Raw genomic sequence first — 24,544 nt, 5'->3', positions numbered from 1 at the left:
GGCACGTCAGGTCGGCATCCGCAGCACGAACCCCGCCTCAAGGGCGACCCACAGCGCACCGTCCGCGCCGATCGCCATTCCGTGTGGCTCGCTGCCCGGCGGGAGGTCGATGGTGATGATCTCGCCGTCGCCGCTGACCCTGGCGATCTGGTGCGAACCCCACAGGGTCACCCATACCCCGTCGTCGGGGTCGGCCACCACCGCGTGCGGTTTACCGGGCAGGTCGATCTCCTGGATCGCGTCACGTACGGGGATGCGGCCCAACTTCTCGGCGCGGATCTCGGTGAACCACACCGCGTCATCGTGGGTTGCCGCGATGCCCACCGGACCTGCTGCAGCAGTAGGCAGTTCGCGTACGGTCAGGCCGTCAGACGGTGACAACCGACCGATCGCATTGGCCTGGTTGAGGGTGAACCACAACGCGTTGTCGGGCCCGGTCGTGATCATCGACGGTGCGCCGCCGACCGGATGCCAGTCGGTCACCTCCCCGTCGACCGAAATCCGGCCGACCTCACCGGATGTCATCGCGGTGAACCACAACGCACCGTCGGCGCCGGCGGTGATGCCGTACGGGCCCCGGTCGTCGCCGACGTGAAAGGCGCTCAACTCCCCCGCTGTGGTGATCCGGCCGATGTGGTCATCTCCGATGCGAGTGAACCACAGCGCGCCGTCGGGGCCGGCGGTGATGATCGACGGACGGCTCTGCGGGGCAACGGGGAACACCGTGACGGCGCCCGTCGTGCTCACCCGCGCGATCGCGCCGGCTGCCACCAGCGTCACCCACAGTGCGTCGTCGGCGCCGAGGGCCAGCGCATAGGGCCCGCCGTCGACCGGGACCTTCAGCGCGCGCGTCACGCGGAGGTGACGAGGCCGAGCTCGTTGTCGCCGGCCAGCAGCGGGTGGTGCGGCAGCACCCGCACCGTGTACCCGACCGGCCCGGCGACCGGCAGCGGCGTGGTGGTCGAGAACGTCACGTTGCCACCGTCGGCGGTGCCCGTGTGCTGCATCGGGACCGTCACCGGATCCACCAGCGTGTCGCTCGCGTCGACGCGGCCCAGCACGGCCTGCACGGTCACCTCCTCGGGTCGCAGGTCGGCGAGCTGCACCTTCGCGGTCAAGGTGAGCTCAGAGCCGAGCAGCGGGGTGTCCGGCAGCCCGGAGCTGTCGACGTCGGTGATCTGAACCTTCGGCCAGGCCTCCTCGGCGCGCCCGCGGTAGGCCGCCAGGTCGCGGGCCGCGCCGAACGGTTCACCGTCGGCTCCGGGTTGCACTGTCTTGCGCACGGACTGCGCCGCGGGCGCGTAGTACTTCTCGGTGTAGTCGCGAACCATGCGCGACGCCAGCACTTTTGGCCCGAGCGCGATCAGCGTGTGCCGCACCATCTCGACCCAACGGGCGGGTACGCCGTGCTCGTCGCGGTCGTAGAACTTCGGCGCGACGGCCTGTTCGAGCAGATCGTAGAGGGCGGCCGCCTCGAGGTCATCGCGTCGACCCTCGTCGGCCAGCCCGTTGGCAGTCGGTATCTCCCAACCGTTTTCGCCGTCGTACCACTCGTCCCACCAGCCGTCGCGGATCGACAGGTTCAGCCCGCCGTTGAGCGCGCTCTTCATCCCCGACGTTCCGCACGCCTCCAGCGGCCGCAGCGGATTGTTCAGCCACACATCGCATCCCCAGTACAGCTGGCGGGCCATCGACATGTCGTAGTCGGGCAGAAACGCGATACGGTGCCGCACCTCGGGCCGGTCGGCGAACTTCACCACCTGTTGAATCAGCGCCTTGCCACCGTCGTCGGCGGGATGGGACTTACCCGCCACGATCAGCTGGATCGGCCGCTGCTCGTCGAGCAACAGCCGCTCCAGACGTTCAGGGTCGCGCAGCATCAGCGTCAGCCGCTTGTACGTCGGTACCCGCCTGGCGAATCCGATGGTCAGCGCGTTGGGGTCGAACGCTGTTGCGATCCAACCCAATTCAGCATCGGCGGCGCCGCGCTCGGTCCACGACCGGCGCAGCCGCGCGCGCACGTCTTCGACCAGCTGTCTGCGCAGCTGTGAGCGGATCCACCAGATGTGCCCGGCGTCGACCTGGTGCAGCCGCTGCCACACCTCGGGCTCCCACACCGCGGGCTCCCCACGCGAGTTGGCACCGATCATTTCGCGACCCAGTTCCAGCCACTCCCGCGCCGCCCACGTCGGTGCGTGCACACCGTTGGTGATCGAGCCGATCGGCACCTCGCTGGGGTCGAACCCCGCCCACAACTCGTTGAACATGTGGCGGCTGACCTTGCCGTGCAACAGCGATACGCCGTTGGCCCGCTGCGCCAATCGCAGACCCATGTGCGCCATGTTGAACTTCGACGGATCGTCTTCCGCGCCGAACGCGATGATGCGGTCCAGCGGAACCCCGGGCAGAAGTCGCGAGGCGGCATCCGGCGACCCGTCCGGCCGCGGCTCGTCGGCGCCGCCGAAATAACGCCGGACCATCTCCACCGGGAACCGGTCGATGCCCGCGGGCACCGGCGTGTGGGTGGTGAACACCGTGGAGGACCGCACCACCGTCACCGCGGTGTCGAAGTCCAGCCCGGCGTCGATGAGCTCGCGGATGCGCTCGACACCGAGGAACCCGGCGTGTCCCTCGTTCATGTGGAACACCTCCGGGGCGGCCCGGCCCTCCAGTTCGATGAACGCCCGGATTGCGCGCACGCCGCCGATGCCGGCCAGGATCTCCTGTTTGATCCGGTGTTCCTGGTCGCCGCCGTAGAGCCGGTCGGTCACCCCGCGCAGGCCGTGGGCATTTTCGGGAATATCGGAATCCAACAGCAGCAACGGAATTCGGCCCACCTGGGCGACCCAGACCCGGGCGCGCAGCTGGTTGCCCTCGGGTATCGCCAGGTCGACGAGTACGGGACGGCCGCTGCCGTCGGTGAGCTGTCGAAGCGGAAGGCCCTGCGGATCCAGCGACGGGTAGCTCTCGTGCTGCCAGCCGTCGGCGGTCAGCGACTGGCGGAAGTACCCCGAGCGGTACAACAGGCCGACCGCGATCAGCGGCAGGCCCAGGTCGGAGGCGGACTTGAGGTGGTCGCCGGCCAGGATGCCCAGGCCGCCGGAGTAGTTGGGCAGCACCTCGGCGACGCCGAACTCCATCGAAAAGTAGGCGATCCCGTTGGGCAGTTCGGCGCCGCGTTCGATCTGTTGCTGATACCACAGCGGGCGGGTCAAATATTCGTCGAGATCGGCCACGAGCGCGTCGAGGCGACCCAGAAACGATTCGTCGACGGCCAATTCGTCGAGGCGCTTCGGGCTGACCTGGCCCAGCAGCGCCACCGGGTCGCAACCGACCTGCCGCCACAGCTCCTCGTCGATGGCGGCGAACAGATCCTGCGTGGGCTTGTCCCACGTCCAGCGCAGGTTGATCGACAGCCGTTCGAGCGCGGCCATCCGATCGGGAAGGTGGGCGCGCACGGTGAACCGTCTCAGGGCTTTCACGCGAGTCAACCTTACTGATCTTTCCCGCTGGTGCAGTCTTCGAACCCCGATCGCTTCGGCGCGGGGGGTTGGGCCGCGCATTACGGTGGGTATAGGGCGGCCAGGAAGTTCTCGAGGCTCTGCACGACGACGACCAGACCTGGCGGTGCCGAGGACGCAACGTCCACGAATGTAAGGAGTGGTAGGGGTGACCGGTCGGATCGCAATCGACGACGTCGCACCTGTCATTTCCGGTGGTCGCTACCCGGCCAAGGCCGTGGTCGGCGAAATCGTGCCGGTGACGGCGACGGTGTGGCGCGAGGGCCACGACGCCGTCGCTGCCACGCTGGTCGTGCGCTACCACGGCACGGCCTATCCCAAGCTCGTCAGCGACCCGCCCGGCCTGGAACGGACCGCCGAACCCGTGCCCATCGAGGAAGTCGTCACCCCGGCCTCGCGCATCAAACCGCAGCTGCTGCCCATGTCGACTGGTCCGACCCCGGATGTGTTCCACGGGCAGTTCACCCCCGACGCGGTCGGCCTGTGGACGTTCCGGGTCGACGGCTGGGGTGATCCCATCGCGACGTGGCACAAGAACGTCACCGCCAAGCTGGATGCCGGCCAGAGCGAGGCCGAGCTGTCCAACGACCTGTTGGTCGGTGCCGGATTGCTAGAGCGCGCCGCCGCCGGAGTGCCGAGGCAGTCGCGTTTCCCGCTGATCGACGCGGCCGCCCGGCTGCGCGAACCGGGTGATCCGTTCACCCGCGCGGGCGCGGCGCTGTCCCCGGAGGTGACCGAGCTGCTGGCGCGTTATCCGCTGCGCGAACTGGTGACCCGCGGCAGCCGGTACGGCGTGTGGGTCGACCGCCCGCTGGCGAGGTTCAGCGCCTGGTATGAGATGTTTCCGCGGTCGACGGGCGGGTGGGACGCCAGCGGCAACCCCGTGCACGGCACGTTCGCCACGGCGACCAAGGCGCTGGCGCGCATCGCGCGGATGGGTTTTGACGTGGTGTACCTGCCGCCGATCCATCCGATCGGCAAGGTGCACCGCAAGGGCCCCAACAACAGCGTGACCGCAGCACCCAACGACGTCGGCTCCCCGTGGGCGATCGGCAGCGACGAGGGCGGGCACGACGCGGTCCATCCGAAGCTGGGCACCATCGAGGATTTTGACGATTTCGTCGCCGCCGCCCGCGATGAGGGCATGGAGGTAGCGCTGGATCTGGCCTTGCAGACCGCACCCGATCACCCTTGGGCGCGTGAGCATCCCGAGTGGTTCACCGTGTTGCCCGACGGCACCATCGCCTACGCGGAGAACCCGCCGAAGAAGTACCAGGACATCTACCCGCTCAATTTCGACAACGATCCCGCCGGGCTGTACCAGGAAGTTCTACGCGTGGTGCGGTTCTGGATCTCCCACGGCGTCAAGGTGTTCCGGGTCGACAACCCGCACACCAAACCGCCGGACTTCTGGGCCTGGCTGATCGGCGAGGTGAAGAACAGCGATCCCGACGTGCTGTTTTTGTCCGAGGCGTTCACCCGTCCGGCCCGGTTGTACGGGCTGGCCAAACTCGGTTTCACCCAGTCCTACACGTACTTCACCTGGCGCACCGCGAAGTGGGAGCTGATCGAGTTCGGCCGGCAGATCGCGGAACATGCCGACTATGCGCGGCCCAACCTGTTCGTCAACACCCCCGACATCCTGCATGAGAGCCTGCAACACGGCGGGCCCGGCATGTTCGCGATCCGGGCGGTGCTGGCGTCGACGATGAGCCCCTCGTGGGGGGTGTACTCGGGCTACGAACTGTTCGAACACCGGCCCGTGCGCGAAGGCAGCGAGGAGTACCTGCACTCCGAGAAGTACGAGTTGCGTCCGCGCGACTTCGACGCCGCCTTGGCCGACGAGGTGTCGTTGGAGCCGTTTTTGACCCAGCTCAACGAGATTCGGCGGGTCCACCCGGCATTACATCAGCTGCGCACCATCAGGTTCCATCATCCCGACAACGACGCGCTGCTCGCGTACAGCAAGTTCGATCCGGCGACCGGCGACCAGGTGCTCGTGGTGGTGACGCTCAACCCGTTCGGCCCCGAAGAGGCCACCTTGTGGCTCGACATGGCCGCTTTGGGCATGGAACCGCACGACCGGTTCTGGGTGCGCGACGAGATCACCGGCGAGGAATACCAATGGGGCCAAGCCAATTACGTCCGTATCGATCCGGCCAGGGCCGTGGCGCACGTGCTGAACATGCCGCAGGTCGCGCCGGAGCATCGACTGAACCTGCTGCGTAGGGAGTGAACACAATGACGCAGACCAATCCGCGGACCAGCCCGCATTTGCGGCCGCACACCGCCGACCTCAACCGGCTGCTGGCCGGTGAACACCATGATCCGCATTCGGTTCTGGGCGCCCACGAGTACGGCGACCACACCGTCATCCGGGCCTACCGGCCGCACGCGCTGGAGGTGGCCGCGCTGATCGGGGGTGAACGATATGCGTTCACCCATATCGAGGCCGGGCTGTTCGCGGTCGCGTTGCCGTTCACCGACCTGGTCGACTACCGCCTCGAGGTGAGCTATGCCGGCGGCGACGGCAAGGTTCACCGGCACGTCGTCGCCGACGCGTACCGGTTCCTGCCCACCCTCGGCGAAATCGACCTGCACCTGTTCGCCGAGGGCCGCCACGAGCGGCTCTGGGAGGTGCTGGGTGCGCACCCGCGCCGATTCACCACGGCCGACGGTGCGGTCGACGGCGTCTCCTTTGCGGTGTGGGCACCGAACGCCAAGGGCGTCAGCCTGATCGGCGATTTCAACCACTGGGACGGCACCGAAGCCCAACTGCGGGTGCTGGGCTCCACCGGGGTGTGGGAGCTGTTCTGGCCAGGTTTCGAGGTCGGCGGCCTGTACAAGTTCCGGATACACGGCGCCGACGGTTCGATCAGCGACCGTGCCGATCCGATGGCGTTCGCCACCGAGGTGCCGCCCCAGACGGCGTCGAAGGTGACGCACAGCGAGTATCGGTGGGCCGACGACGAGTGGATGACCCGGCGGGCCGAGCAGAACCCGGTCTTCGAGCCGATGAGCACCTACGAAGTGCACCTCATGTCGTGGCGGCCGGGGCTGACATACCGCGAACTGGCCGACCAACTCACCGAATACGTGGTGTCCCAGGGCTTCACGCATGTCGAGCTGATGCCGGTGGCCGAACATCCGTTCGGTGGTTCGTGGGGCTACCAGGTGACCTCGTACTATGCGCCGACGTCACGGCTCGGCACACCCGACGAGTTCCGCCACCTCGTCGACACCCTCCACCAGGCCGGCATCGGAGTGATCATGGACTGGGTGCCCGCCCACTTCCCCAAGGACGCGTGGGCGCTGGGCCGGTTCGACGGTACTGCGCTCTACGAGCACTCCGATCCGCGGCGCGGCGAGCAACTCGACTGGGGCACATATGTGTTCGACTTCGGCCGCGCCGAAGTGCGCAACTTCCTGGTCGCCAACGCGCTGTACTGGTGCCACGAGTTCCACATCGACGGCCTGCGCGTCGACGCGGTCGCATCCATGCTGTACCTGGATTACTCACGCCCCGAAGGCGGCTGGACGCCCAACATCTACGGCGGCCGGGAGAACCTCGAAGCGGTGCAGTTCCTGCAGGAGATGAACGCGACCCTGCACAAGTCCGCCCCCGGCATCGTGACCGTCGCGGAAGAGTCGACATCGTGGCCGGGCGTCACCCGGGCGACAAACCTTGGCGGTCTTGGCTTCTCGATGAAGTGGAACATGGGCTGGATGAACGACACCCTGGAGTTCATCAAGCGTGACCCGATCCACCGCAGCTATCACCACCACGAGATCACGTTCTCGATGCTGTATGCGTTCAGCGAGAACTACGTGCTGCCGATCAGCCACGACGAGGTGGTGCACGGCAAGGGCACGCTGTGGGGCCGGATGCCAGGCAACGATCACGTCAAGGCGGCGGGGCTGCGCGGCCTGCTGGCCTACCAGTGGGCGCATCCGGGCAAACAACTGTTGTTCATGGGCCAGGATTTCGGTCAGCGCGCCGAGTGGTCGGAAGAACGCGGGGTCGACTGGTATCAGCTCGACGAGAACAGCTACTCGACCGGTATTCAGCGCATGGTGCAGGACATGAACGCCATCTACGCCAGCAGGCGGGCGCTGTGGTCGCGCGACACCAGCCCGGAGGGCTACTCCTGGATCGACGCCAACGACTCGGCCAACAACGTGCTGAGCTTCCTGCGCTACGGCGACGACGGCTCCGTGATGGCCTGCGTCTTCAACTTCTCCGGCGCCGAGCACACCCGCTACCGGCTGGGCCTGCCGCACACCGGCACGTGGCGCGAGGTGCTCAACACCGACGCTGACATCTACAACGGCGCGGGTATCGGCAACTACGGTGCGGTCGAGGCGACCGACGAGCCGTGGCACGGCCGGCCCGCCTCGGCGGTCATGGTGCTACCGCCGCTGGCCGCCCTGTGGTTCGAGCCCGCCTGACTTTTCGCCCCTGTGGCCGGCCGAGTGTGCAGTCAGATCGTAGTTTCGGCCGGATCCGGGCGAATTGTCGATCTGGTCGCACACTAGACCCGCTAACTCAGTACAGCGCGTTGGCGAGCTTGCGCCGGCCCGCGATCACCTCGGGATCGGCGGGGTCGAAGAGCTCGAACAGCTCGACGAGGCGCGTGCGCACCTTGGCGCGGTCGTCGCCGGCCGTCCGCTGGACCAAACCGACCAGCCGGTCGAAGGCCGCGCCGACGTTCTGTTGCAGGATCTCGACGTCGGCGGCCGCGAAGGCCAACTCGATATCGTCCGGTTGGGCGTCGGCGGCGACGACCGCGCCGGGTGCGCGCGCCGTCGCACGCTGAAGGAAGCCGATCTGGCGCACCGCGCCCTTGGCCTCGGCGTGCCCGGGGTTGGCGTCCAGGATCGCCTGATAGGCCTTGCCCGCCGCGTCGAAGTCGCCCGCGTCCAAGTGGGCCCGTGCCTGCGCGAGCTCCGGGTCGACCTGCTCGGGTTGGTCGGGATCACCGTCGCCGGGCAGCTTGCCGGCGACCGCGTTCAGCAGCGAATCGATCCACTGGCGTAGCTGCTCGGGTGGCTGCACGCCCTGGAAACTCGACAGGGGTTGGCCGGCGCCCAGCGCCACCACCGTGGGGATGGCCTGCACACCGAACATCTGCGCCACGCGCGGTACGACGTCGACGTTGACCGTGGCCAGCGACCACGTACCGCCGTCGGCGGCCGCGAGACTGGCCAGCGCATCACCGAGTTGGATGCTGGCGTCGCTGCGTGGCGACCACAGCAGTACGACGACGGGTACCTGGCTGGACCGAACCAGCACTTCGGCTTCGAGGTTGGCCTCGGTGATCTCCACACCACCGGACGGGGCTGCCGCACCGCCGTCGCCAGCCGACGCCCGCTGCTTGAGCGCCGACAGGTCAACCGCACCGGCCATCGAGGCCGCAACTGAAGGTCGGGGACGAGTCACGCTACAAGTCTGTCACGTCGATTCGGGTGCGGTCAGGCCCGGTTGCGCAACCGGCCCGATGGGCGCGCCGACGCTGATTCGGCCGGTGCGATCGGCCCATATGAGGAAGATCACACTGCACATCGGCCCGATGCTGGACAGCAGCGCCAGCAACCAGGTCCCGTACGTCCACTTGAACGTCAGCCCGGCCAGTACGCCGACCGCGACGAACGCCACGAAGATGGCCCCGTGCGCCGGCCCGAAGACCTTCACCCCGATCTCCGTCCGGGGCGTGCCGAGATACTTGAAGTACATCCCGACCAGCAGTCCGGCCCAGCTCACCGCCTCGAGCAGGGCGACGAACCGGAACCATCGAGCGACGGATCGAGGGTCGAAGGCGCGCGTCATGGCCGCCATTGTGCCGGAAACCCGCAGGAAATACTACGCAGCGTCGTAGGCGGCTATCCGGCGCGCAGAACCAGCGCGTCGCCCTGCCCGCCGGCGCCGCACAGTGCGGCCACGGCGTAACCGGAACCGCGTCGCGCCAGCTCGAGAGCCGCGTGCAGGGTGATCCGCGCCCCCGACATACCGATCGGATGCCCGATCGCGATCGCGCCGCCGTTGACGTTAACCTTGTCCAGGTCCACGCCGAGTTCCTTGGCCGAGGCCAGCGACACCGCGGAGAACGCCTCGTTGATCTCGATGACGTCGAGTTGATCGACGGAAATGCCCTCGCGGGCGATCGCCTTCTTGATCGCGTTCGCCGGCTGCGACTGCAGCGTGGAATCGGGGCCCGCGACCACACCGTGGGCGCCGATCTCGACCAGCCAGGTGAGGCCCATCTCGACGGCCTTGTCCTTGTTCATCACCACGACCGCTGCGGCGCCGTCGGAGATCTGCGACGCGGACCCGGCGGTGATGGTGCCGTCCTTGCGGAACGCGGGCTTCAGACCCGCCAACGACTCGGCCGTGGTGTTGGCCCGGATGCCCTCGTCCTCGGCGAACTCGATCGGGTCACCCTTGCGCTGCGGAATCTGTACGGGCACCACCTCGTCGGCGTAGACACCGTCTTTCCATGCCGCAGCGGCCTTTTGGTGTGAGCGCGCAGCGAACTCGTCCTGCTCGGCACGAGTGAACTGGTCGACGTCGTTGCGCTGCTCGGTAAGCGCGCCCATCGGTTGGTCGGTGAACACGTCGTGCAGGCCGTCGTAGGCCATGTGGTCCAACGCCGTGACGTCGCCGTACTTGTAGCCCGCGCGGCTGTTCATCAGCAGGTGCGGCGCCTGCGTCATCGACTCCTGTCCCCCGGCGACCACCACGTCGAACTCCCCGGCCCGGATCAGCTGATCGGCCAATGCGATCGCATCGATCCCGGACAGGCACATCTTGTTGATGGTCAGCGAGGGCACATCCCAGCCGATGCCCCCGGCGATCGCGGCCTGCCGGGCCGGCATCTGCCCGGCACCCGCGGTGAGCACCTGGCCCATGATCACGTATTCGACCGCGGAGGCCGGAATCTTGGCCTTCTCCAGCGCACCGGCGATCGCAATACCGCCGAGGTCGCTGCCGGAAAAGTCCTTCAGCGAACCCATGAGCTTGCCTACCGGAGTGCGCGCCCCAGCAACAATCACCGACGTAGTCATTTGAATCCTCTCGGCACGGGGTACACACATATGTGGCCCATGACACATTCCGCAATCATCTGTCTCAAGGTTACCGTTACGTTATGACCACCGAACAGGTTGATGCCCGTCCGGCCCTCGCGAGTGCGCTGGTGACCGCCATCGACCATGTCGGGATCGCGGTGCCCGATCTGGACGCCGCCATCAAGTGGTACCACGACCACCTGGGAATGATCGTTCTGCACGAGGAGATCAACGAGGACCAGGGCGTGCGCGAAGCCATGCTGTCCGTGCGGGGCGCCCCCGTCGGCAGCGCACAGATCCAGCTGATGGCTCCGCTCGACGAGACCTCGACCATCGCGAAGTTCCTCGACAAGCGCGGCCCCGGGCTGCAGCAGATGGCATATCGGGTCAGCGACCTCGACGCACTTTCCGAGCGGCTGCGCGCCGACGGTGTGCGGCTGATCTATGACGCGCCCCGACGCGGGACCGCGAATTCCCGGATCAACTTCATCCATCCCAAGGATGCCGGCGGGGTGCTCGTCGAGCTGGTCGAGCCCGCCGGGGACGACTAAGACCACTTGCGCGTCGGGCCGCGCGTATCCCGGTGCGTCCAGCACGGCGTATGCCAATGCCTGCGGTCATCGACGGCCTGCTCGCCACCGTCAGCCGGAAAAACCACCAAATGTGCTGTGCCGACGTGGATTTCATGGTCACACCCCGGACAACGGTAGATCTTCGTGGCACGTGAGCCGGGGACCGGGCGAACTTCGTATTCATAGCCGTCCGGGCCCACCTCGATGCGGCGCGGTGACGGCACAGGCGGTGCCGGTCGCCGTCGTGCAGGCCTGCCGCGCCGAGGCATCAGAATAGCCGGAACTCGTCGCTGTCCATGCCGCGCATCTGATCGTAATCCAAGGTCACACAACGGATCCCGCGGTCGGTTGCCAACGTGCGCGCCTGCGGCTTGATCTGTTGGGCGGCGAACACGCCTGCTACCGGCGCGATCAGAGTGTCGCGGTTGAGCAGTTCCAGGTAACGCGTGAGTTGTTCGACCCCGTCGATCTCACCGCGACGTTTGATCTCCACGGCCACCGATGCGCCGTTCTCGTCCCGACACAACAGGTCGACGGGCCCGATCGCGGTCATGTACTCGCGGCGCACCAGCGTGTAGCCGGCGCCGAGCAGTTCGACGTGTTCGGCCAACAGTTCCTGCAGATGAGCCTCCACACCGTCCTTCACCAGCCCCGGATCCACCCCGAGTTCGTGGCTGGAGTCGTGCTCGATCTCCTCGACCGTGATGCGCAACTGCTCGCCGGCCTTGTTCTCCACCACCCAGACCGGCGCCGGCCCGTCGAGGTGCTCGGTCAGCCGGCAGGGCGGGCTCATCCAGTTCAGCGGTTTGTAGGCACGGTCGTCGGCGTGCACGCTCACCGACCCGTCGGCCTTGATCAGCAGCAGGCGGCGAGCCGAGGGCAGGTGTGCCGTGAGCCGTCCGAGGTAGTCGACGGTGCACTGGGCGATGACGAGACGCACCCGAACCACATTAAGGGGCGGGCCGGGCAATTTAGGCTAGGGCTGGATGAACAACAAGAAGAGCACCTTCGCACGCCGACTGGGGCGTATAGCTGAAGCCCTCACGCGGCAGAGCGGACGGTTACCCGACGGCCCAGAGTACGGGTCCTGGCTGCTCGGCAAGTCTTCGGAGAACCAGGTACGTCGCCGGGTGCGCATCCAGATCATCCTCACGGTCTTCATCCTGCTCACCAACATCCTTGGCATCGGCGTGGGAATCTTGATGGTGGCGGTGGCCATTCCGGTGCCCAGCATCTTCAGCGACGCGCCAGCGTGGCTGACGTGGGCAGTGGCGCCGGCGTACATGGGCCTGGCCCTGATCATCGGCACGTACTGGATCACTGTGCGCATTGTCCGCTCGCTGCGCTGGGCTATCGAAGAGGATTCCCCGACCCGCACCGATCAACGCAACGTCTTCTTCGCGCCCTGGCGAGTGGCCAAGATGCTGCTGCTGCTGTGGGGTGTGGGCACCGTGCTGCTGACGACGTTGTACGGGCTCTACGACACCGCGTTCATCCCGCGTTTTCTGTTCGCCGTCAGTTTCAGCGGCATCGTCGTGGCCACCGCCTGCTACCTGATCACCGAGTTCGCGCTGCGTCCCGTTGCCGCCCAGGCCCTGGAAGCGGGCAAGCCGCCGCGGCGGTTGGCGCACGGGATCATGGGCCGGACGTTGACGGTCTGGCTGCTGGGCTCCGGTGTGCCGGTGCTGGGCATTCTGCTTCTTGCGGTGTTCACCTTGTCACTGCGCAACCTCACCGCCACCCAGTTTGCCGTGGCGACGATGATTTTGTCGATCGTGGCGCTGGTCTTCGGCCTGATCCTGATCTGGTTGCTGTCCTGGCTGACCGCCACGCCCGTGCGGGTGGTGCGTTCGGCGCTGCAGCATGTCGAGCGAGGCGATCTGGACTGCAACCTGGTGGTTTTCGACGGTACCGAGCTCGGTGAATTGCAGCGCGGCTTCAATAGGATGGTCAGTGGGCTGCGCGAGCGGGAACGGCTGCGCGACCTGTTCGGCCGCCACGTCGGGCGCGATGTTGCCGCGGCCGCCGAAAAAGAGCACACCAAGCTCGGCGGCGAGGAACGCCACGTTGCGGTGATCTTCGTCGACATCATCGGTTCCACACATTTGGTCACACGGCTGCCGGCGACCGAGGTCGTCGACCTGCTGAATCGGTTCTTCGCGGTGGTCGTCGAGGAAGTCGACCGCCATCACGGGTTCGTCAACAAGTTCGAGGGTGACGGGGCGCTCGCGGTGTTCGGCGCTCCCAACCATCTGCCCTGCCCAGAAGACGCGGCGTTGGCCGCCGGGCGTGTCATCGCGCGACGCATCCGTGAAGAGACGCCCGAGTTCGACGCGGGCGTCGGCATTGCGTCGGGTGAAGCAGTCGCGGGCAATGTCGGTGCCCGAGAGCGGTTCGAGTACACCGTCATCGGCGAACCCGTCAACGAAGCGGCCCGGCTGTGCGAACTGGCCAAGACCCAGTCCTGTCACGTGCTGGCGTCGTCGACGACGGTTCACAACGCCTCCGAAAGTGAAAGGGCGTATTGGACGTTCGGTGACACCGTGACACTGCGGGGGCACGACGAGCCGACCCGGCTGGCGCTACCCGTCTGAGTCCTGTGGGGCGGGAATACTTTGGCGTGCGGCCCTCAGCGCGTCGTCGAGCGTGCTGAATACGATCGCCTGGGCCCCGTCCACCCGGGGCACCTGCAGCGTGTCGTCGGGATCGACCAGGTAACCCTGTTTGCCTGCCGCCGTGAGTGATTCACGCATACCGGCGAGCATGCCTCGGGCTGTGTCGTCGATGTCGTCGACGCGTGACACCTCCATGATCGCAATGTCGAACTCATTGTATTCGCCCTCGATGGTGCGCAGCACCTGCTCGGCTCCGGCGAACAACAAATCACCGTGCAGTTCGTACACCCGAACACCGGGTCGGGCGTCGTAGGCCGCACGGATGGTCGAGCGTGATTCGCGCGTGACCGACAGAAAGTGCAACCCCAGGCTCACGGACATGCTGCGGCAGACCTCCACGCCGCGCACGCTGTTTCCCTTGGCGTCCAGAAGCGGTGAATAGACACCGATTCCGAGTTGCCCGGGCAACACTGCGGTGATGCCGCCACCGACACCGCTTTTGGCGGGCATGCCAACCGCGCTGACCCAGTCCCCCGCCGCGTCGTACATCCCGCAGGTCACCATCACGCTCAGCGTGCGCTGCACCACTGCAGCGCTGGTAACCCGACGTCCCGACCGCGGTTCGACTCCGCCGCGGGCGAGGGTGGCGGCCATCCTGGCCAGGTCGGTGCTCGTGACCTTGATGGAACACTGACGGAAGTAGACGTCAAGAATCTCATCGGGATCGTCGTCGAGCACGCCGAAACTCTGCAACATGTAGGCGATCGCACGGTTTCGGCTGCCGGTGGCCTTCTCGGAGGCGTAGACGTCATGGTCGACGCTGAGATCGCGGCCGGCAAAGGCCGAATAGAACTCATGGATCTGGGCGAACCGGTCGTCGGCGCTGACACCGGGAATCAACGAAACCGCGGCGATCGCACCGGCATTGATCATCGGATTCTTCGGCCTGTTGGTGGTTTCGTCGACGCTGATCTCGTTGAACGCCTCCCCCGAGGGCTCCACGCCGATCTTGGCGTCCACGGCGTATTGGCCGATGCGGTCGAGGGCGAGCGCATACGTAAACGGCTTGGACACCGACTGGATGGTGAATTCGGCTGTGCAGTCGCCGGATTCGTAGATGTAGCCGTCGGCAAGAGACAACGACAGGCCCAGCGCGCCGGGGTCCGCCCGGGCCAGTTCGGGGATGTAATCGGCCAGCGCCCCGTCGGTGTTGGTGAGGTGTTCGGTGCGAATCTGGTCCAGGTAGCGCTGCACCAGTTCCGCCATGGCGAAATCCTACCGGCGACGCGGTTGCGCGGTGATCGTCGCGATCACAGGCCCAGCTCGGTGAGCCCTGCGTGGTCGGCGGGGCGCGGTCCGCTCCTGTCCCAGTGAAACAGCCGGTCGGCCTCGGTGATGGCGACGTCGTTGATGCTGGCGTGACGTGTCCTCATCAGCCCGGTGGCCTCGAACTCCCAGTTCTCGTTGCCGTAAGCGCGGAACCACTGGCCGGCGTCGTCGTGGTACTCGTAAGCGAACCGGACGGCGATGCGGTTGTCGCCGAACGCCCAAATTTCCTTGATGAGCCGGTAATCGAGTTCGTTCGCCCACTTGGTGGTGAGAAAGTCGATGATCTGCGCTCGCCCCTGCACGAACGTCGACCGGTTACGCCACCAGCTGTCAGGGGTGTAACCCTGCGCGACGCGTTCGGGATTTCGGGTGTTCCAGAGATCTTCGGCGACGCGCACCTTCGCGGTGGCAGTGTCCAGGGTGAACGGTGGCACCAGGGGCGTGGTCGGCGTCATGGTTTCCTCACTTTCCTGAAGACGTATCGGCCGCGCCCGAACGCATTTGCATCACATCCCGGTAGAGATAGGTGATACTGCGCGTCACGTTAATTAGACTCGAGCTCATGGCCGCATCTATCGACCATAGAGGTCTACTGCAGATCGAGGACTGCCTCGACGTCGAGGGCAACGTCGTCCTGCCGCCCGGGGTGACGCTGGTGTCGCTCATCGACCGCAACATCGCCAACGTCGGTGACGCTGTCGCCTACCGGTACCTGGACTACACCGGATCGGCAGAAGGCCGCCCCGTCGAGTTGACCTGGGCGCAGTTGGGCGGTCGGATCAGGGCGATCGGCGCCGCCGTGCAGCGCGTCGCGTCGCCGGGTGACCGGGTGGCGATCCTGGCCCCACAGGGTCTCGATTACGTCGCCGGGTTCTACGCTGCGGTCAAGGCCGGCATGATCGCGGTGCCGTTGTTCGCCCCCGAACTGCAAGGTCACGCCGCACGTTTGGACACCGCCCTGCGCGATGCCCGACCAGCGGTGATCCTCACGACGCGCGCGGCGGCCGGCGCCGTCGAGGCGTTCCTTGCCCAGCACACGTTTTCGCCCCGACCCGCACTCATCGTCGTCGACGAGGTACCCGATTCGGCGAGCGAGGCGTTCATCCCGGTCGACCTGGATGTCGATGACGTGTCACATCTGCAGTACACCTCCGGATCGACGCGGCCCCCGGTCGGCGTCGAGATCACGCACCGGGCGGTCGGGACGAACCTGATCCAGATGATCCTGTCGATCGACCTGTTGGACCGGAACACTCATGGGGTCAGTTGGCTGCCGCTCTATCACGACATGGGCTTGTCGATGATCGGCTTTCCGGCCGTGTACGGCGGTCATTCGACGCTGCTGGCGCCAACGGCGTTCCTGCGTCGACCAGAGCGCTGGATCCGTGCGCTTTCCGACGAGTCACGGCGCGGCCGGGTCGTCACCGCGGCGCCGAACTTCGCCTACGAGTACACCGCGCAGCGCGGCCTGCCCACACCAGGCGAGCACGTCGACCTGCGCAACGTCGTGATGATCGTCGGCTCGGAACCGGTCAGCATGGATGCGATCACGACGTTCAGCGCCGCGTTCGCGCCGTACGGGTTACCCACGACGGCGATCAAACCCTCCTACGGCATCGCGGAGGCGACCCTGTTCGTGTCGACCATCGCGCCCACCGCCGAACCGACCGTCGTGCACCTCGATCGCATGCAACTGGCCGAAGGGCGCGCGGTGCGCACAGCCGCCGATGCGAAAGACGCGCTGCCGCAAGTGTCGTGCGGTCAGGTCGCGCGCAGCCAGTGGGCGGTGATCGTCGACCCCGACAGCCACGCCGAGGTCGCCGACGGCCGGGTCGGTGAGATCTGGTTGCACGGCGACAACGTCGCGCGGCGGTACTGGGCTCGCCCGGAGGAATCCCGGCAGACGTTCGACGCCACGCTGCGGTCGCGGCTGGCGGCGGGCAGCCACGCCGACGGTGCACCCGGCGCCGCCGCATGGATGCGCACCGGTGATCTCGGGGCGTATCTGGACGGGGAGCTCTACGTCACCGGTCGCCGCGCGGATCTGGTGGTCGTCGACGGGCACCAACACTATCCGCACGACATCGAGAACACGGTGGCTGAGGCCTCGGCGATGGTGCGGCGGGGATACGTGGCGGCATTCACCGTGCGCGACGACGACCTGGTGGTCATCGCCGAACGCGCATCCGGTACCCGCCGTGCCGATCCGGCGGCGGCGATCGCGGCGATCCGTACGGCCGTCGCCGATGTGCACGGCCTTTCGGTGGCCGACGTCCGGTTGGTGCCTGCCGGTTCGATCCCGCGGACCACCAGCGGCAAGCTGGCCCGGCGCGCATGCCGCGCCGAGTACCTGCGCGGTGAGATCCGCGAATAAGCCGTTTCTACCGCGGCTTAGCTGCTGCTGCTGCCGCCGCCCACCTCGGCGGGTAAGGGCGGCGGGAGCGGCGTCGTGGGTGTCGGGGTCGCGGCCGGGGCTTGCGGCGACGCGCCCGGGTTGCCCGCGGGTGCCGAACCGTGGAAGTCGACCATGGCCTCCTCGCGGATCACGCGATTGCCCGAGGTGATGGTCAACGCGTCCGCGGTCACCGTGTAGGTGATGCCGTCGTTCTCGGCGGTGAAGCCGCCGTCGTCAGCGGGCGAGGCCGGCGCGATCAACTTGGCGCCGTCGCGCACCCGCACCCCGCGGTACTCATACTCGCCGTCCGCGGACTCGCAGATCGCCACACGTGAGCTCGCGGTGCGGCCGAACACCACCACGCTGCTCGGCGCGGCACAGCGCGCGGTGGAGTCGACGTAGCCGCGACTGTCGGATGTGGGTGCGGCGGCTGCTACCGGCAATCCGATAACGAGCAGCGCGGTGCCCGCCGTCGCGGCGGCAAACAAGCGGAATGCGGACGGCCCATGTATAGACATCGCCTCCACCAGACCACGGTTGGGGCGGTGGGGCGAGCGCGGCCTTCGAAATTGACGAGATCGTTAGGACTTTGATACCTGCGGGCTATGACCACGCGAAGACGGGTTGTTCGAGCGTGTCGACGGGGTCGCTGCGGCCTTCCAGCCCCAGCCATCGCAACTGCAACAGCACCGCGCCCGTGGGTGCGTGGATCAGATCGTTGCCAAGGGGTATCTGCACGACCGGGCGGGGGCTTTCCGGGATGCTGACGAAGCGCGGCGAATCGTCGCGCTGAAGCTGGTGCAGGCCGACCCGATAGACCGCCACCACCTCCTCGGGCGAGGGACGCAGGTCGAGCCGTCCGCCACCCCAGACCACGACCGGTGTGATGATGTAGCCCGACCGCGTCGGATAGTCGTCGAGGATGCCCAGCACGGTCGAGTCGGGCAGCCGGACACCGACCTCTTCGTCGAGTTCGCGTAACGCGGCATCGACCACGGTTTCGCCCGGGTCCAGGCGGCCGCCGGGCAACGCCCATTGCGCGGCGTGAGTAGACAATCGCGATGCCCTGCGGCACAACAAGAATGCGGCGCCGCCCGAGACGTTGACCATCCGGCCGTCGAGGCCGGCTTCGGGCATCGGTCGTCCGTCGATCCAGTCGTCGACAGGCGCTGGGTCCACCCGGTCCTCACCGAGCGCGGAGTCGACCAGAACCACGGCGACCGCGGCGCGCCGCTTGTCGGGGTCGGCCGCGGTGCGGCGGCGGTGACCGCCCAACCGCTCCCGAATCTGTTCGCGCAGGGCGTCGTCGTAGCTGATCGTCACGGCTCGACTCTAAGCCAGCCGCTCGTCGAGTCACTCGACATGCGGGCCCCTTTCACCCTTCCCAGCTCGGATTTCCGCGCGCAGGCGTCGACCGGATCAAAGCACCACGACCTGCCGCAGCGCCCGGTACGAATGTGACTGCGGGCCCTCCCCACGACGATGTCGGTTTTCCGCCAGTCATGTCGGTGGGAGCGTGTAATTGTGGTAGTCATGTACGACGATTTCGACCGCTGCTACCGAGCCGTGCAGTCCAAGGACGCCCGGTTCGACGGCTGGTTCGTCACCGCCGTGCTGACCACGAAGATCTATTGCCGTCCGAGTTGCCCCGTCCGGCCTCCGTATGCCCGCAATATGCGGTTCTACCCGACGGCGGCCGCCGCGCAGAAGGCCGGCTTTCGGCCATGTAAGCGGTGCCGCCCGGATGCATCACCGGGTTCTCCGGAATGGAATGTGCGCGGTGACGTGGTCGCGCGCGCCATGCGACTGATCGCCGACGGCACCGTCGACCGCGAGGGTGTGACCGGCCTGGCCGGGCGCCTCGGCTACACCACCCGGCAACTCGAACGCCTGCTGCAGGCCGAGGTCGGCGCCAACCCGTTGGCGCTGGCCAGGGCGCAGCGCACCCAAACTGCGCGGGTCCTCATCGAAACCACCGAACTGCCCTTCAGCGACGTCGCATTTGCCGCCGGCTTCTCCAGCATCCGCCAGTTCAACGACACCGTCCGCACCGTCTGCGATATGGCACCGACCGTGTTGCGCCAACGCGCACGGGCACGGTTCGGACAAGCCGACGGCGGCTCCGGAGAGCTTTCGCTGCGGTTACCGGTGCGCACCCCGTTCGCATACGAGGGGTTGTTCGGCCACTTGGCCGCCAGCGCGGTACCCGGTGTCGAAGAGGTGCGCGACGGCGCTTACCGGCGGACGCTGCGGCTGCCCAACGGCAACGGAATCGTCAGCCTTACACCGCAACCCGATCATGTCCGGTGCCGCGTCACCCTCGACGACTTCCGTGATCTCGCCACCGCGATCGCCCGGTGCCGCCGGTTGCTGGATCTGGATGCCGATCCGGAGGCGGTCGTCGACGCGCTGAGCGCAGACGCTGATCTGAGCGTGCTCGTCGCGAAGGCGCCGGGGCAGCGGATTCCCCGAACGGTCGACGAACAGGAACTGGCGCTGCGGGTGGTGCTGGGCCAGCAGGTGTCCATCAAAGCCGCACGCACCCACGCCGGCCGGCTGGCCTGCGCCTACGGCCAACCCATCACCGACGCCGGCGGTGCGCTGACCCACGTCTTCCCGGCGATCGAGCAGCTCGCTGACATCGACCGGGTGCATCTTGCCTTCCCCGAGGCGCGGCAACGGACCTTGATCGTGCTGATCCGCGCGATCGCCGAGGGTGACGTGGTGCTCGATGCCGGATGCGACTGGAACAGCACCCGTGCGCAGCTACGCGCATTGCCCGGCATCGGCGACTGGACCGCCGAGGTGATCGCCATGCGCGGGCTCGGCGATCCCGACGCCTTCCCGGTCAGCGACCTGGGCGTGCGGCTCGCCGCCGAACAACTCGGATTACCGACCGATCGGCGAGCCCTCGCCGAACGCAGTGCACGTTGGCGACCTTGGCGTTCTTACGCCACGCAGCACCTGTGGACAGCCCTCGAACACGCGGTCAATGAGTGGCCGCCGAAGGAGAAGAAGTGATGGAAACCCTGCAATTCCGTTGCGTCGACAGCCCGGTCGGCCCGCTGACGCTGGCCGGCAAGGAGGGTCGACTGATGCATCTGCGAATGGTCGATCAAACGTATGAGCCGAGCCGCGACAACTGGGAGCCCGACGACACGGCCTTCCCCGAGGCCGTCGAGCAGCTCGAAGCCTATTTCGCCGGCGACCGAAGGGATTTCGATCTGGTGCTCGACCTGGCAGGCACGGCATTCCAGCGCCGGGTCTGGGAGGCGCTGTTGACGATCCCGTACGGCGAAACCCGCTCCTACGGTGAGATCGCCCGGCAGATCGGATCACCTGGCGCATTCCGCGCCGTCGGCTTGGCCAACGGACACAATCCAATTGGCATCATCGTGCCGTGTCACCGGGTGATCGGATCGAACGGCAGCCTCACCGGATACGGCGGCGGGATTGACCGCAAGAAACTGTTGCTGGAACTGGAAAAGAGCAGGGTCTCCCCGTTGCAGACATTGTTCGACTAGTAGGTTACGGCCGCACAAATGCCTGTGCCCCCCAACAGAATTGGGGGGCACAGGGCTTAATTTGTGTTCGGCGGTGTCCTACTTTTCCGCCCGTGGTGGGCAGTATCATTGGCGCTGGCAGGCTTAGCTTCCGGGTTCGGGATGGGTCCGGGCGTTTCCCTGTCGCTATGGACCGCCGTAACTTTATTCACTTGTTGTAGTGATGAAACTGTGTTTTTGGTGGTGGGGTGTTTTTGGTGTTTGTGGTGTGGTTGCGAGGTTGTGGGTAAGTTTTCGGCCGGTTAGTGCCAGTTCCCTGCGCCCATTGCTGGGTGTGTAGGTCTGGTCTATTGATCCCGTGTTCTGCGGGGGGCCTTATCCCACTTGATGGGTGAGAAGCCTGGTCTTGGAGGGGTTTCCCGCTTAGATGCTTTCAGCGGTTATCCTGTCCGAACGTGGCTATCCAGCGGTGCCCCTGGTGGGACAACTGGTGGACCAGAGGTTCGTCCGTCCCGGTCCTCTCGTACTAGGGACAGGTTTCCTCAAGCTTCTGACGCGCGCGGCGGATAGAGACCGAACTGTCTCACGACGTTCTAAACCCAGCTCGCGTGCCGCTTTAATGGGCGAACAGCCCAACCCTTGGGACCTGCTCCAGCCCCAGGATGCGACGAGCCGACATCGAGGTGCCAAACCATCCCGTCGATATGGACTCTTGGGGAAGATCAGCCTGTTATCCCCGGGGTACCTTTTATCCGTTGAGCGACACCCCTTCCACTCGGGGGTGCCGGATCACTAGTCCCGACTTTCGTCCCTGCTTGACATGTTCGTCTCGCAGTCAAGCTCCCTTGTGCACTTACACTCAACACCTGATTGCCGTCCAGGTTGAGGGAACCTTTGGGCGCCTCCGTTACTTTTTAGGAGGCAACCGCCCCAGTTAAACTACCCGCCAGGCACTGTCCCTGAACCGGATAGACGGTTCGAGGTTAGAGGCCCAATACGATCAGAGTGGTATTTCAACAACGACTCCACAATCACTGGCGTGACTGCTTCATAGTCTCCCACCTATCCTACACAAACCGTATCGAGCACCAATACCAAGTTGTAGTGAAGGTCCCGGGGTCTTTTCGTCCTGCCGCGCGTAACGAGCATCTTTACTCGTAATGCAATTTCGCCGAGTCTATGGTTGAGACAGCTGAGAAGTCGTTACGCCATTCGTGCAGGTCGGAACTTACCCGACAAGGAATTTCGCTACCTTAGGATGGTTATAGTTACCACCGCCGTTTACTGGGGCTTAAATTCTCCGCTTCACCCCCGGAAGGGGTTGACGGGTCCTCTTAACCTTCCAGCACCGGGCAGGCGTCAGTCCGTATACATCGTCTTGCGACTTCGCACGGACCTGTGTTTTTAGTAAACAGTCGCTTCTCACTGGTTTGTGCCACCCCTTCCCGCTGCCCACCGCGAGGGTGTTGACGGTAATGGGGTCCCCCTTCTCCCGAAGTTACGGGGGCATTTTGCCGAGTTCCTTAACCATAGTTCACTCGTACGCCTTGGTATTCTCTACCTGACCACCTGTGTTGGTTTGGGGTACGGGCCGTGTATGGACTCGCTAGAGGCTTTTCTCGACAGCATAGGATCACCGAATTCGCCTCACTCGGCTATGCATCACCTCTCAGGATATGTGAAACCCGGATTTGCCTAGGTTTCTCCCTACAGGTTTGCCCCAGTATTACCACTGACTGGTACGGCTGCCTTCCTGCGTCACCCCATCGCTTGACTACTACCCACACGGGTCCCACGCAGCCGGTGACCCCCGCACCCCGAAGGGATTGGTCGGCCACCTTTTGGGTGGTTAGCAGTATGGATTCATCAGGGACGCTCATACACGGGTACGGGAATATCAACCCGTTGTCCATCGACTACGCCTGTCGGCCTCGCCTTAGGTCCCGACTCACCCTGGGCGGACTGGCCTGGCCCAGGAACCCTTGGTCTTCCGGCGGGCAAGGTTCTCACTTGCCTTATCGCTACTCATGCCTGCATTCTCACTCCCACACCCTCCACCACTAGATCACTCTGTGGCTTCACCGGATGCAGGACGCTCCCCTACCCAACACCACCACAACGGTGATGCTGCCGCGGCTTCGGCGGTGTGCTTGAGCCCCGCTACATTATCGGCGCACAATCACTTGACCAGTGAGCTATTACGCACTCTTTCAAGGGTGGCTGCTTCTAAGCCAACCTCCTGGTTGTCTTCGCGACTGCACATCCTTTTCCACTTAGCACACGCTTAGGGGCCTTAGCCGGCGATCTGGGCTGTTTCCCTCTCGACGTACGGAGCTTATCCCCCGCCGTCTCACTGCCACACTCTTGCTTGTCGGCATTCGGAGTTTGGCTGACGTCAGTAACCTAGTAGGGCCCATCGGCCATCCAGTAGCTCTACCTCCAACAAGAAACATGTGACGCTGCACCTAAATGCATTTCGGGGAGAACCAGCTATCACGGAGTTTGATTGGCCTTTCACCCCTACCCACAACTCATCCCCTCAGTCTTCAACCTAAGTGGGTTCGGGCCTCCACGCGGTCTTACCCGCGCTTCACCCTGGCCATGGGTAGATCACTCCGCTTCGGGTCCAGAACACACCACTACACCACACACTATTGTGTGGATACGCCCTATTCAGACTCGCTTTCGCTGCGGCTACCCCACCCGGGTTAACCTCGCGACATGTCCCTGACTCGCAGGCTCATTCTTCAAAAGGCACGCCATCACCCCACAACAAAGTCGAGGGCTCTGACGGATTGTAGGCACACGGTTTCAGGTACTCTTTCACTCCCCTCCCGGGGTACTTTTCACCATTCCCTCACGGTACTAATCCGCTATCGGTCACTAGGAAGTATTCAGGCTTACCGGGTGGTCCCGGCAGATTCACAGCAGATTCCACGGGCCCGCTGCTACTCGGGGATCCTGCGACAGCAGGCAGCATGTTTTCGTCGACGGGGCTCTCACCCTCTACGGCAGACCATCCCAGGCCACTTGAACTAACACACTGCTTTATCACTGCTGCTGTTCACGGCGGTAAACAGAACACAGACCCCACAACACCGCATGCACAACCCCCGCCGGGTATCACATACACACGGTTTAGCCATCCTCCGCTTTCGCTCGCCACTACTCACGGAATCACATGTTGTTTTCTCTTCCTACGGGTACTGAGATGTTTCACTTCCCCGCGTTCCCCCCCAACGCCTATACATTCAGCGCTGGGTGACACGACATCACTCGTGCCGGGTTTCCCCATTCGGACATCCTCGGATCCACGCTCGGTTGGCAGCTCCCCGAGGCATAACGCAGCCTCCCACGTCCTTCATCGGCTCCTAGTGCCAAGGCATCCACCATGCGCCCTTAAACACTTACACACAAAACAGTTAAAAATTCTCGGAAGAATCAAAAATTGCATTACCCAACAAAAGAACCCCACCAGGGCCCTTCTGCCAGATACTCGCAACCACTATCCACAAATCAAACACCACACCCCACCACCAAAGAC

General features: G+C 65.4%; 18 protein-coding genes and 2 rRNA genes. 7 read left to right on the top strand and 13 right to left on the bottom strand.

Annotation, left to right across the window (positions count from 1 at the left end; all coding sequences use genetic code 11):
* Nucleotides 1–6 precede the first annotated feature (6 nt).
* Nucleotides 7–855 carry a virginiamycin B lyase family protein gene (locus K3U96_RS07660; RefSeq protein ID WP_220692592.1) on the bottom strand — a complete coding sequence of 283 codons (849 nt, stop codon included), beginning with the start codon at nt 853–855 and terminating at the stop codon, nt 7–9.
* Nucleotides 852–3,482, bottom strand: coding sequence for a glycosyltransferase family 1 protein (locus K3U96_RS07655; protein ID WP_220692591.1), 2,631 nt, complete (start codon nt 3,480–3,482; stop codon nt 852–854). The genes K3U96_RS07660 and K3U96_RS07655 overlap by 4 nt, the downstream gene beginning before the upstream one ends.
* 187 nt (nt 3,483–3,669) lie before the next feature.
* On the opposite strand from K3U96_RS07655, the gene K3U96_RS07650 reads away from it, so the two are divergent.
* Complete coding sequence (locus K3U96_RS07650) at nt 3,670–5,757, top strand: alpha-1,4-glucan--maltose-1-phosphate maltosyltransferase (RefSeq protein WP_220692590.1); 2,088 nt, start codon at nt 3,670–3,672, stop codon at nt 5,755–5,757.
* Nucleotides 5,758–5,762: 5 nt separating this feature from the next.
* Nucleotides 5,763–7,970, top strand: a complete 2,208-nt coding sequence (gene glgB / locus K3U96_RS07645) for a 1,4-alpha-glucan branching protein GlgB (protein ID WP_220692589.1) — start codon at nt 5,763–5,765, stop codon at nt 7,968–7,970.
* 97 nt (nt 7,971–8,067) lie between these two features.
* Here the strand turns inward: glgB and K3U96_RS07640 are convergent, their stop codons facing one another.
* Genes K3U96_RS07640 through K3U96_RS07630 form a run of 3 tightly spaced genes read right to left on the bottom strand, consistent with a single transcriptional unit; the run spans nt 8,068 to nt 10,583 of the window.
* Nucleotides 8,068–8,961, bottom strand: a complete 894-nt coding sequence (locus tag K3U96_RS07640) for a tetratricopeptide repeat protein (protein WP_220692588.1) — start codon at nt 8,959–8,961, stop codon at nt 8,068–8,070.
* Between the two features lie 12 nt (nt 8,962–8,973).
* Nucleotides 8,974–9,357, bottom strand: a complete 384-nt coding sequence (locus tag K3U96_RS07635) for a DUF3817 domain-containing protein (protein WP_220692587.1) — start codon at nt 9,355–9,357, stop codon at nt 8,974–8,976.
* A gap of 44 nt (nt 9,358–9,401) precedes the next feature.
* Nucleotides 9,402–10,583: an acetyl-CoA C-acetyltransferase gene (locus tag K3U96_RS07630; protein WP_069405754.1), complete on the bottom strand. Its 1,182-nt coding sequence runs from the start codon at nt 10,581–10,583 to the stop codon at nt 9,402–9,404.
* A gap of 83 nt (nt 10,584–10,666) precedes the next feature.
* On the opposite strand from K3U96_RS07630, the gene mce reads away from it, so the two are divergent.
* Nucleotides 10,667–11,137, top strand: coding sequence for a methylmalonyl-CoA epimerase (mce, locus tag K3U96_RS07625; RefSeq protein WP_069405755.1), 471 nt, complete (start codon nt 10,667–10,669; stop codon nt 11,135–11,137).
* Here mce and K3U96_RS26865 read toward each other — a convergent pair.
* The gene (locus tag K3U96_RS26865; protein WP_230982396.1) at nt 11,134–11,427 is read right to left on the bottom strand and encodes an Rv1322 family protein; all 294 of its coding nucleotides are present in this window, start codon (nt 11,425–11,427) and stop codon (nt 11,134–11,136) included. The genes mce and K3U96_RS26865 overlap by 4 nt on opposite strands.
* Entirely contained in the window at nt 11,427–12,098 is a 672-nt protein-coding gene (gene nucS / locus K3U96_RS07620; RefSeq protein WP_220692586.1) for an endonuclease NucS, read from the bottom strand. The genes K3U96_RS26865 and nucS overlap by 1 nt, the downstream gene beginning before the upstream one ends.
* 46 nt (nt 12,099–12,144) lie before the next feature.
* On the opposite strand from nucS, the gene K3U96_RS07615 reads away from it, so the two are divergent.
* Entirely contained in the window at nt 12,145–13,752 is a 1,608-nt protein-coding gene (locus tag K3U96_RS07615; RefSeq protein WP_220692585.1) for an adenylate/guanylate cyclase domain-containing protein, read from the top strand.
* Here K3U96_RS07615 and glsA read toward each other — a convergent pair.
* Together glsA and K3U96_RS07605 are read right to left on the bottom strand one after the other, a co-directional pair.
* Nucleotides 13,741–15,039, bottom strand: coding sequence for a glutaminase A (gene glsA, locus K3U96_RS07610; RefSeq protein ID WP_220692584.1), 1,299 nt, complete (start codon nt 15,037–15,039; stop codon nt 13,741–13,743). The two genes, K3U96_RS07615 and glsA, sit on opposite strands and share 12 nt — an antisense overlap.
* Before the next feature lie 44 nt (nt 15,040–15,083).
* Nucleotides 15,084–15,557, bottom strand: coding sequence for a nuclear transport factor 2 family protein (locus K3U96_RS07605; RefSeq protein ID WP_069405700.1), 474 nt, complete (start codon nt 15,555–15,557; stop codon nt 15,084–15,086).
* 107 nt (nt 15,558–15,664) lie between these two features.
* Here K3U96_RS07605 and K3U96_RS07600 point away from each other — a divergent pair, with 107 nt between their 5' ends.
* Nucleotides 15,665–17,476 (top strand): fatty acyl-AMP ligase, encoded by a 1,812-nt coding sequence (locus K3U96_RS07600; protein WP_220692583.1) that lies wholly within the window; start codon nt 15,665–15,667, stop codon nt 17,474–17,476.
* 17 nt (nt 17,477–17,493) lie between these two features.
* Here the strand turns inward: K3U96_RS07600 and K3U96_RS07595 are convergent, their stop codons facing one another.
* Complete coding sequence (locus K3U96_RS07595) at nt 17,494–18,015, bottom strand: hypothetical protein (RefSeq protein WP_220692582.1); 522 nt, start codon at nt 18,013–18,015, stop codon at nt 17,494–17,496.
* A gap of 85 nt (nt 18,016–18,100) precedes the next feature.
* Nucleotides 18,101–18,820 carry an NUDIX hydrolase gene (locus tag K3U96_RS07590; RefSeq protein ID WP_220692581.1) on the bottom strand — a complete coding sequence of 240 codons (720 nt, stop codon included), beginning with the start codon at nt 18,818–18,820 and terminating at the stop codon, nt 18,101–18,103.
* A gap of 210 nt (nt 18,821–19,030) precedes the next feature.
* Between K3U96_RS07590 and K3U96_RS07585 the strand changes: the two genes are divergently transcribed.
* Complete coding sequence (locus tag K3U96_RS07585) at nt 19,031–20,518, top strand: DNA-3-methyladenine glycosylase 2 family protein (RefSeq protein ID WP_220692580.1); 1,488 nt, start codon at nt 19,031–19,033, stop codon at nt 20,516–20,518.
* Nucleotides 20,518–21,021, top strand: a complete 504-nt coding sequence (locus tag K3U96_RS07580) for a methylated-DNA--[protein]-cysteine S-methyltransferase (protein ID WP_220692579.1) — start codon at nt 20,518–20,520, stop codon at nt 21,019–21,021. Before K3U96_RS07585 ends, K3U96_RS07580 begins: the two co-directional genes overlap by 1 nt.
* A 65-nt stretch (nt 21,022–21,086) precedes the next feature.
* Here K3U96_RS07580 and rrf read toward each other — a convergent pair.
* Together rrf and K3U96_RS07570 are read right to left on the bottom strand one after the other, a co-directional pair.
* Nucleotides 21,087–21,201, bottom strand: a 5S ribosomal RNA gene (gene rrf, locus K3U96_RS07575).
* An 81-nt stretch (nt 21,202–21,282) separates the two neighbouring features.
* A 23S ribosomal RNA gene (locus K3U96_RS07570) occupies nt 21,283–24,413 on the bottom strand.
* Nucleotides 24,414–24,544 lie beyond the last annotated feature (131 nt).

This window comes from Mycolicibacterium holsaticum DSM 44478 = JCM 12374 (genome assembly GCF_019645835.1).
Taxonomy (GTDB): Bacteria; Actinomycetota; Actinomycetes; order Mycobacteriales; family Mycobacteriaceae; genus Mycobacterium; species Mycobacterium holsaticum.
Note: the sequence above shows the minus strand (reverse complement) of the source record. Positions and strands in the feature narration are given on the sequence as shown.

Excerpts from the sequence above, each read along its gene's own strand:
- glgB (WP_220692589.1), top strand. The coding sequence starts at position 5,763 with ATGACGCAGACCAATCCGCGGACCAGCCCGCATTTGCGGCCGCACACC.
- K3U96_RS07635 (WP_220692587.1), bottom strand. The coding sequence starts at position 9,357 with ATGGCGGCCATGACGCGCGCCTTCGACCCTCGATCCGTCGCTCGATGG.
- K3U96_RS07630 (WP_069405754.1), bottom strand. The coding sequence starts at position 10,583 with ATGACTACGTCGGTGATTGTTGCTGGGGCGCGCACTCCGGTAGGCAAG.
- mce (WP_069405755.1), top strand. The coding sequence starts at position 10,667 with ATGACCACCGAACAGGTTGATGCCCGTCCGGCCCTCGCGAGTGCGCTG.
- K3U96_RS26865 (WP_230982396.1), bottom strand. The coding sequence starts at position 11,427 with ATGCCTCGGCGCGGCAGGCCTGCACGACGGCGACCGGCACCGCCTGTG.
- K3U96_RS07615 (WP_220692585.1), top strand. The coding sequence starts at position 12,145 with ATGAACAACAAGAAGAGCACCTTCGCACGCCGACTGGGGCGTATAGCT.
- glsA (WP_220692584.1), bottom strand. The coding sequence starts at position 15,039 with ATGGCGGAACTGGTGCAGCGCTACCTGGACCAGATTCGCACCGAACAC.
- K3U96_RS07605 (WP_069405700.1), bottom strand. The coding sequence starts at position 15,557 with ATGACGCCGACCACGCCCCTGGTGCCACCGTTCACCCTGGACACTGCC.
- K3U96_RS07600 (WP_220692583.1), top strand. The coding sequence starts at position 15,665 with ATGGCCGCATCTATCGACCATAGAGGTCTACTGCAGATCGAGGACTGC.
- K3U96_RS07595 (WP_220692582.1), bottom strand. The coding sequence starts at position 18,015 with ATGTCTATACATGGGCCGTCCGCATTCCGCTTGTTTGCCGCCGCGACG.
- K3U96_RS07585 (WP_220692580.1), top strand. The coding sequence starts at position 19,031 with ATGTACGACGATTTCGACCGCTGCTACCGAGCCGTGCAGTCCAAGGAC.
- K3U96_RS07580 (WP_220692579.1), top strand. The coding sequence starts at position 20,518 with ATGGAAACCCTGCAATTCCGTTGCGTCGACAGCCCGGTCGGCCCGCTG.